Source organism: Psychrobacter sp. BI730 (genome assembly GCF_013414195.1).
Lineage (GTDB): Bacteria > Pseudomonadota > Gammaproteobacteria > Pseudomonadales > Moraxellaceae > Psychrobacter.
The window spans coordinates 139,702-154,126 of sequence record NZ_JAATTV010000005.1; the positions used below are offsets into that span (position 1 = coordinate 139,702).

Genomic DNA, 14,425 nt, shown 5'->3' on the forward strand with positions numbered 1-14,425 from the left:
TTATCTGAAAGATAGAACAATGAATGCAGCTATAAACTCACAATTGGCCTTTTAAGGCTTCGTTCATGAGTCACTGCCGAAAATTTACGACAATAATCTAGTGTATGTTATCAATTCTTAGACATACATACCGAGATACCAACTGACGATATTTGAGCCGTATAATAAGGCAACAATACCTGCAATAGCAATGTAAGGCCCGAAAGCAAAAGGACGGCTTTCACCTTGTTTTTTCATCAAGATCAGCCCAACGATAGAGCCAAGTAAAGACGATAGTAGGATGATTAAGGGTAACATCATAGGTCCGAGCCAAGCACCTAATACTGCTAGTAGTTTAAAATCCCCTTGACCCATTCCATGTTTCTTAGTGATTAAATAGAATACCTTGACTACTATCCATAGCGATAAAAACCCAAGTAGTAATCCCCATATTGATTGTGTTGGTGAGACGAACCAGCTTTGTGAATTCACCGCTAATCCTAAGCCTGCCAAAGGAAAGGTTAGACGATCAGGTAGTAGCTGTGTGTCAAAGTCGATACCTGTTAGAGCAACCAGTGTCCATACTAAAACCAATGCGGACAAACCTGTAGCATTTACCCCAAACTTATATATTACTAATACGGATAAGAGGGCAGTTACTAGCTCAACGAGAGGATAACGTAGACCGATAGCGGCTTTGCAATTTGAACAGCGTCCGCGTAGTAATAGCCAACTTACTAAAGGAATATTTTCATACCACTTAATTTTATGGGCGCAATGAGGGCAGCGTGAAGCTGGACGACTTAAAGTAATCAATTGGTCAGTAGCTACCATATTTGCTATGGGTAGCGTATGCTCGCGTGGCATATCTGCCTGTTCAGACATAAACTGGCTACACTCTTGTCTCCAACCATACACCATCATCAGCGGTATGCGATGAATCACAACATTTAAAAAACTGCCAACGCAAAGACCTAATAGACCAAATACGAATAAAGCTAGGGTACTGTTCTCTTGTAGTAACTGTATAAATTGCATCAAATAATTATCCTACTACTGAGCCCATCTGGAAGATTGGTAAGTACATTGCGATGACTAGACCACCAACTAATACACCTAATACTGCCATAATTAACGGTTCCATTAAGCTCGTCAAACCATCAACCGCATTATCAACTTCGTTTTCGTAGTAGACAGCAACTTTATCTAGCATTTCTTCTAAACTACCAGACTCTTCGCCAATACCAACCATTTGAATGACTAAACTGGGAAACAAGTTGGTCGAGCGTATAGAGAACTGTAATTGCTGACCAGTGGATACGTCATTTTTGATTTGCTGAGTAGCATTGTAAAAGACGACGTTGTTGGTCGCACCAGCAGTAGAGTCTAAGGCATCGATAAGCGGCACACCAGCGGCAAAAGTTGTAGATAGTGTACGAGAAAAGCGTGCAATAATCGCTTGATAGGCGATATTGCCAAATATCGGAGCTTTTAAGACAGCACGGTCTAAAAAGTCACGAAATTTCTTAGATCTTTTTTTAGCTTCTGAAAAGCCGATGATTGTACCGCCGATAGCAATGATAAGGATAAACCACCATGCCTGCATCCATTCGGACATGCCAACAACCATTTGCGTAAACGCTGGTAGCTCTGCGCCAAATGATTCAAATAGATCAGAGAATACTGGTACTACTTTTATCAATAGAATCATAGTAACAATGATAGCAACTACGATAACAGCAATAGGATACTTCATCGCCTTTTTGATTTTTGCTTTGAGAAGCTCGCTTTTTTCTTTGTAAGTAGCGACTCGTTCAAGCATCGTCTCAAGTGCACCTGATTGTTCGCCTGATTCAACAAGTGAGCAGAATAAATCATCAAAGTAACGAGGATGTTTGCGCAATGCAGAAGCAAAAGTACCACCTGCTTCAATATCTGCTTTGATTTGCAATACTAAGTCTTTCATACTCGGATTATCGAGGGAGTCGGCGACAATTTCAAAAGACTGAGTTAACGGTACACCTGCTTTCATCATTGTTGCCAACTGCCGAGCAAAAATAGCAATATCAATGGCTTTAATGGCTTTTTTGAAAGTATAAAGTGGCTTTGGTTTTTTCTTAATCCCTTTAACCGTGATACCTTGTTTACGTAGGGTTGCTTTCGCTAGCTCTAAGTTGCGACTGGTGGTTTCGCCCTTAACTTTCTGCCCGCGTCGGTTCACACCGTCGTAAACGAAATCTAATAACATATCGGTCTTAGCTTTTGCCATAGTACTACCCTCAAAATGGTCCAATATATATTGTAAATTTACAATAGAATACCAGACTTAGGATACCAGTCAGGCATACTTTATTTTAGCGTAAAAAACCAGTGGCTATCTGTTTTATTTTTAAAGATATACGATAAGGAACGTTGCTAGTTTATCACTCTTATAATAACTAAAAGTCAATATGCTAAGACATAAATTACGTGTTCTATGATTTTACTTATTATTCAGAAGTCACCCGCATCATTTCCTGAATACTTGTGACACCTTGCAACACTTTTAAAATCCCAGAACGTCGCAAGTCGCGGAAACCATTTTTGATGGCAGCGTCTTTAATATCTATTGCGTTACCATCTTCCATGATAATGCGTGAAATATCAGGGCTGACTTTCATCACCTCATAGATACCTACACGGCCTTTATAACCTTCACGGCATTCATTACAGCCGACTGGTTCATAAATGACATTATCAGTGTTATCTAAATCAGTATCGGTAAAACCAATCTCTAACAAGCTTTGACGCGGGATGTTAATAGGTTTTTTGCAGTTCTTGCAGAGACGTCGTGCCAAACGTTGAGCAATGACTAGGTTAACCGACGTGGCAATATTAAAGGAGGCGACGCCCATATTGCGTAGGCGCGTTAATGTTTCAGGTGCCGAGTTAGTATGCAAAGTAGAAAGAACCATATGTCCAGTCTGTGCTGCCTTAATAGCAATCTCAGCAGTTTCAAGGTCACGAATCTCACCGACCATGACAATATCAGGGTCTTGACGTAAAAAAGACTTAAGCGCATTGGCAAACGTGAGACCAACTTTGGCGTTAACATTGACCTGGTTAATTCCTTCAAGGTTAATTTCGACTGGATCTTCAGCCGTTGAGATATTGGTTGCGCCAGTATTTAAGATATTGATACCAGTATAAAGTGATACGGTCTTACCAGAACCAGTAGGACCAGTGATAAGCAACATGCCCTGCGGTTTGTGTAATGCCTCTAGAAACATTTCCTGCTGATCTGGTTCATAGCCCAATGCATCAATACCTAACATGGCTGATGATGGATCAAGGATACGCAAAACAAGCTTTTCACCGAATAACGTCGGTAATGAGTTTACCCGGAAATCAATGGCTTTATTCTTAGAAATTTTTAGTTTAATACGCCCATCTTGCGGTACCCGACGTTCTGAAATATCCATCTGAGACATGACTTTGAGACGTGCTGCAATTTTATTCGCAAGTTGAACCGGTGGGCTGGCCATTTTTTGCATGACGCCATCGACACGAAATCGTACTCTGAAAGACTTTTCGTATGGCTCGAAATGTAAATCAGAAGCACCCATACGGATAGCATCGACTAGCATTTTATTGACGAATTTTACGACAGGTGCTTCATCAACGCCGTCGTTCAGCTTAGTTTCGTCATTCTCTTTATCTTCGTCACCGTCTTCAAAGCCAACATTTAAATCACTATCAGAGAAGCTATCAAAGCTCTGCATCGTATCTGCGTATGCACTTTCGATACGCTTTTTAAGCTTATTTTCTTCGACAACAATGGTTTCTATCGACAGTCGAGAGTTAAAAGCAATCGCATCAATGGCGTCAACGCGTGTGGGATCACTCAGTGCGACAAACAGGCGTTGTCCTCGTTTAAAGAGTGGTAATGCATTAAACTTGCGAACGATTTTTTCATCAACCAAGTCTTTTGGAATAACATCAATGTTTAATGCATCAAGATCAAATAGAGGGTCACCGAAAGCTTGGGATAGCATTTGGGCAAGTAGATAAGCATCGGCTAGTTTATTGTCTACTAGATAGGGTACCAGTCCTATTTGCTGCTGTTGCGACTCAATCTGTGCCGTCTTCATGTTCGCTTCACTAACGACACCGTCGCTAATCAGCTGCTGCGCTAGACCGCCGTACTTACTGGTTGCGATAGACATTCTAACCTCTCCTTTGATACAAAATATTCTGTAGACTTGCTTGGTATTGCACGCTATATACTTGTTGTTGCTAGTTGATAACTCGCTATAACTGTCTTGCTTTGTTTATCTTATCTATCTGTATATCTATATATAGAACCAGCAACAATATTTGATTTTATAAACTCTGTAGTATAGAACTTTACTTTAGTTTGAAAAAATTATATATACCATTAGACGACTAGCTCGTAAAAATAACGGTCTATTGATGTATTGTCTGTAGATAAATTTGCAGAAGTGATTATGCTCATGGTGGCACGCTACTATAGCACTTACGAATTATTTGTTATACTGACGCGCATATTAGCCGAATTGGCATGAATACATGAGACAAGGTAAATAAGTATGCAAGCTTGGGTAATTGGCAATTGGAAACAGAATCCTGCGACTAACAGTGCTGTCAATGCACTATTGGACGACTTATTGACTAAAGTTAATACTGAAGAACAAGCCAACTCACAGGCGTCAAAAAATCGCTGTAAATTGATGGTAGCGCCAAGTTGTGTGCATTTAAGTACAGTGAGTACGCGTCTAGCAGATAGCTCAATACTCTGTGCAGCACAGGACGTTAGTACTTATAGTGCAAGTACAGGAGCCTATACGGGTGACTGCTCAGCCCAACAGGTAGCAGATGCAGGTGCTACTTGGACGCTACTTGGCCACTCTGAGCGTCGCCAATATCACAAAGAATCTCATGATTGCCTGATAAGCAAATTGTCTCATGCGTTTTCTCAGAACTTAGGCGTGGTGTTTTGTATCGGTGAAACGCAAGAGCAGTATGACAATGGTCAAACACTCGACGTTATCAATGAGCAACTCTCGGTGATTAAAGACTTGCTGACTCAGCAGCCAGAGTTAGCATCATCGTTATCTGAAAAGCTGCTCGTCGCTTACGAACCTGTGTGGGCGATTGGTACAGGTAAAGTGCCTACTGTGGCAGAAGTGAGTAAGACTCATCAGTATATCAAGCAAACGGTTGCAAGCTTTGCTGATATAACAAATACGATTACCGTGCTGTATGGCGGTAGTGTTAATGCTGATAATGCCAATAGCTTTGCTTCTGACGCTATGATTGATGGCGCGTTGGTAGGCGGTGCTTCATTAAAAGCAGAAAGCTTCCTAGCGATCGCCGACGCCTTTAACCAAGCCAATGCTTAAATGAATAAATAACGCTCAGATATCAAGATCATAGCTTATAGAGAGTATGGTTTTATCGGTTGGTAAAAGTAGGTTTAACACTGCCCTTGCAATCGTGTACAATGCGCCTTATTTATATAGTCGATTTGGCATTTGATCATGCCGATTGTCATTCTATTAACCTTACGTTTTATTTTCCGTTATCAGTCGTCATTACGCGGCAAAAGAGGCCACCATGTTTACGTTTATATTAGCCCTGCATATTATTGTGGCCATTGCCATGATCGGCTTGATTCTGATACAGCATGGTAAAGGGGCAGACGCTGGAGCTTCTTTTGGTGCCGGTTCATCAGGTACCGTGTTTGGCGCAGCAGGAACTGCTAACTTCTTGACGCGTGCCACGGCAGTACTAACGGTCATATTTTTTATTACGAGTATGACGCTTGCTGTTCATGCGCGTAAGCAAGCAGAAGATCAGTTTCGTCTAGATGCGCCAGTTTCAGCACCGCAAACGCCGCGTCCATTGACTCAAAATCCTGAGTAAGCCTCTTTTAAGTAGGCAGCGCTTGCTATTTTGGTAGGTTAGATTTACAATGCTTTCCTGTTTTCGCAACTCCTGTTCTATAGATGCCTACCTTAAGTATTATTGATTATAGACTGGATGATAGAAGCAGAGCAGTACAATGCGATTGTGGTGGAATGGTAGACACGCCATCTTGAGGGGGTGGTGGCGAAAGCTGTGGGGGTTCAAGTCCCCCCAATCGCACCAAGTTTTACAGACGCAGCATAGCGTCAGGTTGGATTTTTAGCAGATAATACTTAATTTATAATTAATTTAAAAAAAGTATTGACACTTCTACGAAACCTCCCTATAATATGCGTTCTAGATTGATGCGGGGTGGAGCAGTCTGGTAGCTCGTCGGGCTCATAACCCGAAGGTCGTTGGTTCAAATCCAGCCCCCGCTACCACTTTTTATACTGATGTTTTGTACACTAAATTTGTCAGTACCGATTAGCCCACCATTATGTTTGTGGGTTTTTTTGTATCTGAAGGTCAGTGTTATCGCGGTATCTATCCTACTTATGCTAAGCTCTAAGTCTATAGAGTACGATATTACTCGTCACTGGTCATCATCGGCCGCTACCGGCACGATGCTTCTTAAGCAACACTATCTTTTATTCCTCATACTTTTATCGATAGTAGTGCTTTATAAATAATAAAAGCATTGTTTGGCCGAGCTTGATGTTTTTTACGCTCGTCCCTATATAAATGCACAATATGTATCATATATTTGTGATTTAAAATTATATACTGACCGTGATTCTGATCATTATAAGATTACTATATACAGATAAGAGTCAATCCTTAATACGGTTTACTAAGTACGATAGATAAGTGAATAGGAAAATACAAAGAGATTATGAAGCTTTCGACTAAAGTTGCAGAACTGACTAATATTATTGCCCCTGCCGTGGCCGCTTGTGATGTGTCACTATGGGGTATCGAGTTTGCGCCACAAGGTCGTCGCTCTTTACTACGTATCTATATTGAGGCATTGCCAGAAGAGCAAGCCCAAGATAAACAAGTAACGATTGAAGACTGCGCGGCAGTAAATCACCAAGTAAGCGGTATCTTAGAAGTTCATGATCCTATCGCTGGTGAATACATCTTAGAAGTATCTTCACCTGGTTTTGATCGTGCGTTTTTCTCAGATGAGCAAATGCATGCGTATGTTGGTCAAACTGTGAGCTTGCGTCTGATTCAGGCTATCGGTACAGGCGATCAAAAGCGCCGTAAAGCCACAGGTACTTTAGATAGCATCGATGAAAACTCTTTAAAACTGACGTCAAGTGATGGCGAGCAGTTTGAGATTGCACTAAGTAATATTGATAAAGCCAATTTGATTTATGAAGATGCCTAGATTTTACTAGGGTAACTGTTTATAAATAGACAGTTTTATCTTCCAATAGCTTATGTGGCTTATAGCAACTATATAATAGCAGCACCCAAATTATAAAATTTAAGTCAATTAAAAAATGATAGGACAGGTATAGCATGAGTCGTGAAATCTTAACGGTAGTAGAAACTGTCAGTAATGAAAAGGGCTTAAATCCTGAAGATATCTTTGAAGCAATTGAAGACGCTTTGGTGGTATCGACTAAGAAAAAAGTATATACCGAGCAGCCAGAAGTGGCTGTACGGGTAGCGATCGACCGTGCAACTGGCGATTACGATACTTATCGTTACTGGACAGTGGTTGCAGATGAAGACCATGAAATGCCAGCTTGTCAGCTTGCTATCACCGATCTTGATCAGGAAGAATGGTCAATTGGTGATATTAAAGAAGAGCAAATTGAATCAATCGAATTTGGTCGTATTGCTGCTACTCAAGCCAAACAAGTCATCATCCAAAAGATTCGTGAAGCTGAGCGTGCATTAGTTGCAGATGCTTTCGAGCCACGTGTTGGTGAGATGATGTATGGCGAAGTCAAAAAACAGACTCGTGATGGCTATATCATCGATTTGGGTGACAATGCTGAAGGTTATTTGTCACGTGATCAAATGTTGCCACGTGAACAACTCCGTGCAAAGTCGCGTATCAACGCTATCTTGTACCATGTGAACCGTGAAAACCGCGGTGCACAGTTATTGTTATCTCGCACACATCCTGAAATGCTATCAGCATTGATGCAAAAAGAAGTGCCTGAGATTGCAGAACAAATTATCGAAATTCGTAATGTCGCTCGTCTACCAGGTACTCGTGCTAAAATAGCCGTGAAGACTAACGATCATCGTATCGATCCAGTTGGTGCCTGTATCGGTATGCGTGGTACACGTATCCAAGCAGTACAGCAAGAGTTAGACGGTGAGCGTATTGATGTGGTGGTATGGTCAGATGATCCTGCCCAGTTTATCATCAGCTCTCTAGAGCCTGCTGATGTAAGCAGTATCATTTTAGATGAAGATACGCAAACAGCAGATATTATCTTTAGCACCAATGATCAATTGGCACGTGCTATTGGCTCACAAGGTCAAAACGTACGTCTAGCGTCTGAGTTAACGGGCTATAAGCTTAATATGATGCTCGAAGAAGAGTATCAGCAACGTCAACAAAACGAATCAAAAGCGTTTATTGAATTATTCTATGAGCGCCTAGAAGTAGATAAAGATTTAGCACAGGCATTGGTTGATATTGGTTTTACCAGTATCGAAGAAGTGGCCTATGTACCAGTTGAGACTTTCTATGATATCGAAGGTCTAGACGATGAAGCGATTGATATGATTCAAGAGCGTGCTAAAGAAGTTGTCATCGCTGATGAACTGGTCAAACAACAGAACATGAAAGAGCCAAGTCAAGAGCTTCAAGAGCTTGAAGGTATGACAGTCAGTTGGGCTTATAAAATGGCGCAAAAAGACATCATTACTGTTGATGACTTGGCAGAACAAGCCGTCTTCGATCTAGAAGATATCGAAGGATTAGACTCTGAAACTGCAGGAAAACTCATCATGAAAGCTCGGGAATCTTGGTTCGATGAATAAGCGGTAACTGCATATCGCTGTCTTTTGGTGATATGCTATTGAGAATAAAGCGCTGATATCTATTTATAAGTATCAGCCTTAACCCAATCATTTGTAGCCAACAACTGAATTGAACATATAGCAAATAATAGACAGTAGGTGATAATAAATGGCAGATAAGACCGTCAAAGAACTGGCAGAAATGGTAGGCAAAACTACAGATGCTGTAAAGCAGCAACTAGTAGATGCTGGCCTGCCTGCTCGCGCAGAGGATGACCTAGTCACCGAGCTTGAGCAAGAAAAGCTGGTGACGTATTTAAAGCAAAGTCATGGTCAACAAGAAAAGCGTCGTATTAGTCTTAAATCTAAGACGACCAGTACTGCACGTGTGACCGGCTCTTCTGGTAAATCTAAGAGCGTCAACGTAGAAGTGCGTAAAAAGAAAGTATTCGAAAAGCCTGATCCAGAAAAGATGGCTGAAGAGCTAGCCGCTCGTGAGCAGGCTCTAATTGAGTCTCAAGAACGTGCAGCAAAAGAAGCCGAAGAACGCGCCGCTACTAAGAAAAAAGCGGAAGAGCGTCAAGCAGCAACGCTAGCAGCAATGCGTGCAAGCTTAGGATCTAGCAAAAAATCAGACGATAAGAATGATGATATTTCTACATCAGTTGTCGTCAAAAAAGGTGGCAAAGCGACTGCTGAAGTTAAGCCTAAAGAGCAGCCGAAAAAGAAAGTTGCTGCAACCAAGCCTAAAATTGAAACCGCTGCTGAACGTAAAGCTCGCGAGACTCGTGAAAAAGAAGAAGCGCGTCTGCGTGAAATCGAATTAGAAACCCGCCGTACACAAGCTGAAGAAGCGCAAAAGCGTACACTTGAGCAAATGCGCAAAATGGCTGGTAAATATACGGATCGTGAGCCTGTTACTGAAGTACGTAAAGATGAGCCATTGGCTGAAGGTTTGGTCGGTGATGCACTAGAAGAGTCTTTCGAAAAAGAGCGTCGCGAAATCAAACGTGGTTCGAACAGTACTGGTACTCGTGGTCGTCGTCGTAAGAACCAAGATGAGCGCGAAATCAAAAACCGCAAAAACGGTTTGCGTTCAACTCAGGCATCACAGCATAAGTTTGAAAAACCTGTTGAAAAAATTGTCTATGATGTCGAGATTAGTGAGCAAATTTCAGTTGCCGATCTTGCACAGCGTATGGCGGTTAAAGCTCGCGAAGTAACCAAATTACTTATGAAAATGGGTGAAATGGCTCGTGAGTCAGATACGATTGATCAAGCAACCGCAAGCTTGCTTGTTGAAGAAATGGGCCACAACCCAGTACCAGTTAGTGATACTAAAGTCGAAGATGACTTACAGTACGCAGTTGATGAACGTAGTAGTAATATCCAGACTCGTCCACCAGTAGTGACTATTATGGGTCACGTCGATCATGGTAAGACCTCACTACTAGATAAAATTCGTGAAACGAAAGTTGCGAATGGTGAAGCGGGCGGCATTACACAGCATATCGGTGCTTACCATGTAAAAACTGATCGCGGTGTTATTACTTTCCTTGATACTCCAGGTCACGCAGCGTTTAGCGCAATGCGTTCACGTGGTGCTCAAGCGACTGATATCGTTGTATTGGTTGTTGCAGCTGACGATGGCATGATGCCACAAACAGCAGAAGCCATTGATCATGCACGTGCAGCTGGTACGCCAATCATTGTTGCTATCAACAAAATGGATAAGCCGGGCGCTGATCCTGACCGTGTTCTTAATGAATTAACGACGAAAGAAGTTGTTTCAGAAGAATGGGGCGGCGATACACCAATGGCTCGTATCTCAGCCAAAACAGGCGAAGGTATTGAAGACCTACTAGAATTCATTAGCTTGCAAGCTGAGCTAATGGAACTAGAAGCGCCATTAGACGGTGCTGCTCAGGGTGTGGTTATTGAATCAAGACTTGAAAAAGGTCGTGGTCCTGTCGTTAGTGTCCTAGTGAAAAAAGGGACATTGAAACAAGGTGACTTGGTTCTAGCTGGTGAGCATTATGGTAAAGTTCGTGCATTGACCGATGAGCATGGCCAACGTATTAAATCAGCTGGTCCTTCTATTCCTGTAGAGATTTTAGGTCTGCCTGAGACACCTGCTGCTGGTAGCGAGTTCCTAGTTGTAACGGATGAGAAAAAAGCTCGTGAAGTTGCGGACTTTAGAACCAACCGTGAGCGTGAGCGTCAACTTGAGCGTCAAAATGCGATGCGTTTAGAAAGCATGTTTGATCAAATGGGCCAAGGCGATGTGTCATTCTTGAATATCGTACTGAAAACAGACGTACGTGGTTCACTTGAAGCACTACTAGCTGCCCTAAATGAATTGTCTACTGATGAAGTAAAAGTCAGAGTGATCAGTTCAGGCGTTGGTCCTATCTCTGAGTCTGACGTAACCCTTGCAGAATCGAGTGAAGCAGTACTGTTAGGTTTCAACGTTCGTGCAGATGCGACCGCACGTCGCAAAGCAGACACTGCCAATATGGATATTCGATACTATAGCGTAATCTATGGTTTGATCGATGATGTGAAATCAGCAATGAGCGGTATGCTTGCTCCTGAACATCGCGAGAAAATCCTTGGTGTTGCAGACGTTCGTGAAGTATTCCGTTCTAGTAAGTTCGGTGCTGCTGCTGGTTGTATGGTGGTCGAAGGTACAATCTATCGCAACAAACCTATCCGCGTATTGCGTGATGACCAAGTTATCTTTACTGGTCAATTGCAATCATTGCGTCGTTACAAAGAAGACGTCAATGAGGTACGTACTGGTATGGAATGTGGTTTGGCCGTTCGTGGCTATGATGTTGAAGCTGGCGATAAGATCGAAGTCTTTGAAATCCAAGAGTTCGCACGTACTATCTAAAGCTGTTGTTCGATAGCAGAGTATGTCTTAATGCAATATGCGTAACCCGCTGAGCTGTTTAGATACTTTGCTAGTATTCAGCCGTACTTAGGCCTAACAGGTACATCCTGCTAGGCCTTTTTTAGCACATATCAGTGCAACACCTATTAGTCAGCAGACTTATACAGTAATAAAATAAGCCCATTAAAGTAAGGTAATAACATGAACCAACGTTTACAAAGATTGTCGGATCAGATTCAGCGTGAGCTTGCTGTTCTTATTCGCGATGAAGTCAATGACCCTCGTCTAACAGGCTTTGTCACGATCTCTAGCGTCAAAGTTAGCCCAGATTTAGGTTATGCGGACGTCTATGTCACTATCATGGAGCCTGAGCTCAATGATGCTATGAACAAGACCAACCATGAAGAAAGCATCAAAGTACTGAATAAAGCGGCAGGATTTTTGCGTACAGAATTAAGCCATAGCTTAAAGACACGTACTACGCCGCGCCTACGTTTTCATTATGATGAAGTAACGGCTCGTGGTAACTACATGATGGACTTAATTAGTAAAGCCGTGACTAAAACCGAGCAAAACGAGAATGACGAGTAAATTATTATTATGTCTATAGCGTCTAAGCAAGTTGATAAACAAGCCAATATGACGCCTGAAAAAGTAAAAGTTTCAGGTGTCATATTGGTGGATAAACCCAAAGGTATGACCTCGCAGCAAGTCGTGTCAAAAGTGAAGTATTTATTTAAATCACCGATACACGATAGTAAAAAAGCAGGGCATACAGGAACGCTTGATCCGATGGCAACTGGCCTGCTGCCTATTTGTTTGGGTGAAGCCACCAAGTTTAGCCATTATCAACTGGATGCTGATAAATCTTATCAAGCGACTATCTTGCTAGGTAGCCAAACCGATACTGGTGATGCTGATGGCCAAATTGTAACGCATGCTTCTATCCCAGTATTCGACGAAGCGTCATTGGCGACTATTGCCCAGCAGTTTTTGGGTGCTCAGCAGCAGATACCACCAATGTATTCAGCGCTAAAAAAAGATGGCAAAAAACTGTATGAATATGCTCGCGCGGGTATTGAGGTTGATAGACCGCCTAGAGATATCACGATTAAAGCAATCAATTTACAGATGATAGATGATACCCAGATTAATCTCACGGTTACTTGTACTAAAGGTACTTACGTACGTGTATTAGCGGAAGATATTGCAAAGCAGCTAGGTACGCTAGGACATTTGACGGCATTGCGCCGTACACAGGTAGGTAACTTCAGCATTGATGATGCTATCGCTTTATCATCGTTAGAAGAGCATGGTTTAGAGGAGCGTCAGTCTTGGCTATTGCCTATCGATGCTTGTATTGATATCGATGCTGAACTGATGCTAACAGAGGAGCAATGCGCCCGCGTATATATGGGACAGCGCTTAAACGTATTTGATGAGCTAACAGGTAAGCTCAAAGATTATGTTACTAATATGGTTTCTAACCAGCCGTCTAATGATAGCTCTGTCGGTATCGATGATGACGCTAGTATCAATGGTAAAGCTGATACTGATCTTGATGTGCCTCAGCTCCTAGAGCACGAAATACCTGTTGATATACGTCTACTCAATGAGCAGGGAGAGTTTCTTGGTTTGGGGTCTGTAAGCTTAAACGGACGTCTACAACCTAAGAAATTGATTCAGCGCTAATAGTAACGTTTTCATCAATGTTACTTAAATAGAGAAACTACCACCTAACATTGGCCTGATTTACTAATAGTTTACACTAATCACATACCGTCACATTTTATTGCAGGTTTCGCCTATGGCGAAACCTGTTTTTTTTGTACTCTAGATTCATCAGATAGGGAATGCTGAGCTAAAAAATAAAATGGATAAATATTATAAAAATAAAAAATTGCTATAAAGCAAATAATTAAAATAATAGCCAATTAAAAGTAACCAATCAAAAGAAAAGAGTAATGCAGAAAGGACGCATTTGGATAAAAATAAAATAGTTCAAAGGAGAATGTACTGCCAAACAATAATAAAACTAACTTATAAAAATATACTGGCTCACAAAAACTAATAGATAAGAAGAAGGAAAGTTATGAAAACGATCGCTTTTTTACTACATAACCACTTTGAACAAGCAGAGTATGAAGACGTCAATAATCAGCTAAAAGACAAAGGCTATAAAACACTTCTCATAACAACAAATGATAAAAAAGAAGTGCAAGCCATGCAGCAAGACGTAGATAAGAGTGATACTTTTACTGCTGATATCTTTGTAGAAGATGCTAACGTTTCTGACTATGATGCATTGGTGTTACCAGGTGGTACTGTCAACGCTGATACTATTCGTGGTAATGAAAAGGCTCATCAAATTATCAACGCTATTAATGAGGCAGGAAAGCCATTAGCTGTTATTTGTCATGCTCCTTGGGCTCTCATCAATACAGGTATTGCTAAAGGCAAAACACTCACCGCTTATCCTACTTTGCAATTAGATCTAGAAAATGCTGGAGCAAACTACGTAGATAAGACAGTTCAGGTAGATGGTAATCTTATTACTTCGCGTAACCCAGATGATATACCCAATTTTGTTGATGCCATAGATAAAGCATTATCTTAGAACTTTGGCTTCTAACTAAAAAAATTTAATTA

At 41.5% G+C, this 14,425-nt stretch carries 11 protein-coding genes and 2 tRNA genes; 10 read left to right on the plus strand and 3 right to left on the minus strand.

Going from position 1 to position 14,425, the window contains the following annotated elements:
- Positions 1-117: 117 nt before the first annotated feature.
- From HCZ91_RS05300 to pilB, 3 genes are all read right to left on the minus strand, one after another.
- Positions 118-1,017: an A24 family peptidase gene (locus HCZ91_RS05300; RefSeq protein ID WP_179798616.1), complete on the minus strand. Its 900-nt coding sequence runs from the start codon at positions 1,015-1,017 to the stop codon at positions 118-120.
- A gap of 7 nt (positions 1,018-1,024) precedes the next feature.
- On the minus strand, positions 1,025-2,248 hold the full coding sequence (locus tag HCZ91_RS05305; RefSeq protein WP_179798575.1) for a type II secretion system F family protein: 1,224 nt from the start codon (positions 2,246-2,248) through the stop codon (positions 1,025-1,027).
- Between the two features lie 220 nt (positions 2,249-2,468).
- Entirely contained in the window at positions 2,469-4,184 is a 1,716-nt protein-coding gene (gene pilB / locus HCZ91_RS05310; protein ID WP_179798576.1) for a type IV-A pilus assembly ATPase PilB, read from the minus strand.
- A gap of 384 nt (positions 4,185-4,568) precedes the next feature.
- Between pilB and tpiA the strand changes: the two genes are divergently transcribed.
- From tpiA to HCZ91_RS05360, 10 genes are all read left to right on the plus strand, one after another.
- On the plus strand, positions 4,569-5,381 hold the full coding sequence (gene tpiA, locus HCZ91_RS05315; RefSeq protein WP_179798577.1) for a triose-phosphate isomerase: 813 nt from the start codon (positions 4,569-4,571) through the stop codon (positions 5,379-5,381).
- Positions 5,382-5,595: 214 nt separating this feature from the next.
- On the plus strand, positions 5,596-5,904 hold the full coding sequence (gene secG, locus HCZ91_RS05320) for a preprotein translocase subunit SecG (RefSeq protein ID WP_021814138.1): 309 nt from the start codon (positions 5,596-5,598) through the stop codon (positions 5,902-5,904).
- A 141-nt stretch (positions 5,905-6,045) separates the two neighbouring features.
- Positions 6,046-6,129: transfer RNA gene (locus tag HCZ91_RS05325), tRNA-Leu, on the plus strand.
- Positions 6,130-6,252: 123 nt separating this feature from the next.
- A tRNA-Met gene (locus tag HCZ91_RS05330) sits at positions 6,253-6,329 on the plus strand.
- A gap of 452 nt (positions 6,330-6,781) precedes the next feature.
- Positions 6,782-7,282, plus strand: a complete 501-nt coding sequence (gene rimP / locus HCZ91_RS05335; RefSeq protein WP_057757748.1) for a ribosome maturation factor RimP — start codon at positions 6,782-6,784, stop codon at positions 7,280-7,282.
- A gap of 134 nt (positions 7,283-7,416) precedes the next feature.
- Positions 7,417-8,901 carry a transcription termination factor NusA gene (gene nusA, locus HCZ91_RS05340; RefSeq protein WP_057757751.1) on the plus strand — a complete coding sequence of 495 codons (1,485 nt, stop codon included), beginning with the start codon at positions 7,417-7,419 and terminating at the stop codon, positions 8,899-8,901.
- A 148-nt stretch (positions 8,902-9,049) separates the two neighbouring features.
- Entirely contained in the window at positions 9,050-11,776 is a 2,727-nt protein-coding gene (gene infB, locus HCZ91_RS05345) for a translation initiation factor IF-2 (RefSeq protein ID WP_179798578.1), read from the plus strand.
- A gap of 201 nt (positions 11,777-11,977) precedes the next feature.
- A complete protein-coding gene (locus HCZ91_RS05350; protein ID WP_102078739.1) occupies positions 11,978-12,367 on the plus strand; it encodes a ribosome-binding factor A in 390 nt (129 codons plus the stop codon).
- 9 nt (positions 12,368-12,376) lie between these two features.
- Positions 12,377-13,468, plus strand: a complete 1,092-nt coding sequence (truB, locus tag HCZ91_RS05355; protein ID WP_179798579.1) for a tRNA pseudouridine(55) synthase TruB — start codon at positions 12,377-12,379, stop codon at positions 13,466-13,468.
- 400 nt (positions 13,469-13,868) lie between these two features.
- Positions 13,869-14,393, plus strand: coding sequence for a type 1 glutamine amidotransferase domain-containing protein (locus HCZ91_RS05360; protein WP_102078737.1), 525 nt, complete (start codon positions 13,869-13,871; stop codon positions 14,391-14,393).
- The last annotated feature ends 32 nt before the right edge of the window (positions 14,394-14,425 follow it).

Bases quoted from the DNA above. Each gene is read 5' to 3' on its own strand.
- nusA (WP_057757751.1), top strand. From the start codon at position 7,417: ATGAGTCGTGAAATCTTAACGGTAGTAGAAACTGTCAGTAATGAAAAG.
- HCZ91_RS05300 (WP_179798616.1), bottom strand. From the start codon at position 1,017: ATGCAATTTATACAGTTACTACAAGAGAACAGTACCCTAGCTTTATTC.
- secG (WP_021814138.1), top strand. From the start codon at position 5,596: ATGTTTACGTTTATATTAGCCCTGCATATTATTGTGGCCATTGCCATG.
- tpiA (WP_179798577.1), top strand. From the start codon at position 4,569: ATGCAAGCTTGGGTAATTGGCAATTGGAAACAGAATCCTGCGACTAAC.
- rimP (WP_057757748.1), top strand. From the start codon at position 6,782: ATGAAGCTTTCGACTAAAGTTGCAGAACTGACTAATATTATTGCCCCT.
- pilB (WP_179798576.1), bottom strand. From the start codon at position 4,184: ATGTCTATCGCAACCAGTAAGTACGGCGGTCTAGCGCAGCAGCTGATT.
- infB (WP_179798578.1), top strand. From the start codon at position 9,050: ATGGCAGATAAGACCGTCAAAGAACTGGCAGAAATGGTAGGCAAAACT.
- HCZ91_RS05360 (WP_102078737.1), top strand. From the start codon at position 13,869: ATGAAAACGATCGCTTTTTTACTACATAACCACTTTGAACAAGCAGAG.
- HCZ91_RS05305 (WP_179798575.1), bottom strand. From the start codon at position 2,248: ATGGCAAAAGCTAAGACCGATATGTTATTAGATTTCGTTTACGACGGT.
- truB (WP_179798579.1), top strand. From the start codon at position 12,377: ATGTCTATAGCGTCTAAGCAAGTTGATAAACAAGCCAATATGACGCCT.
- HCZ91_RS05350 (WP_102078739.1), top strand. From the start codon at position 11,978: ATGAACCAACGTTTACAAAGATTGTCGGATCAGATTCAGCGTGAGCTT.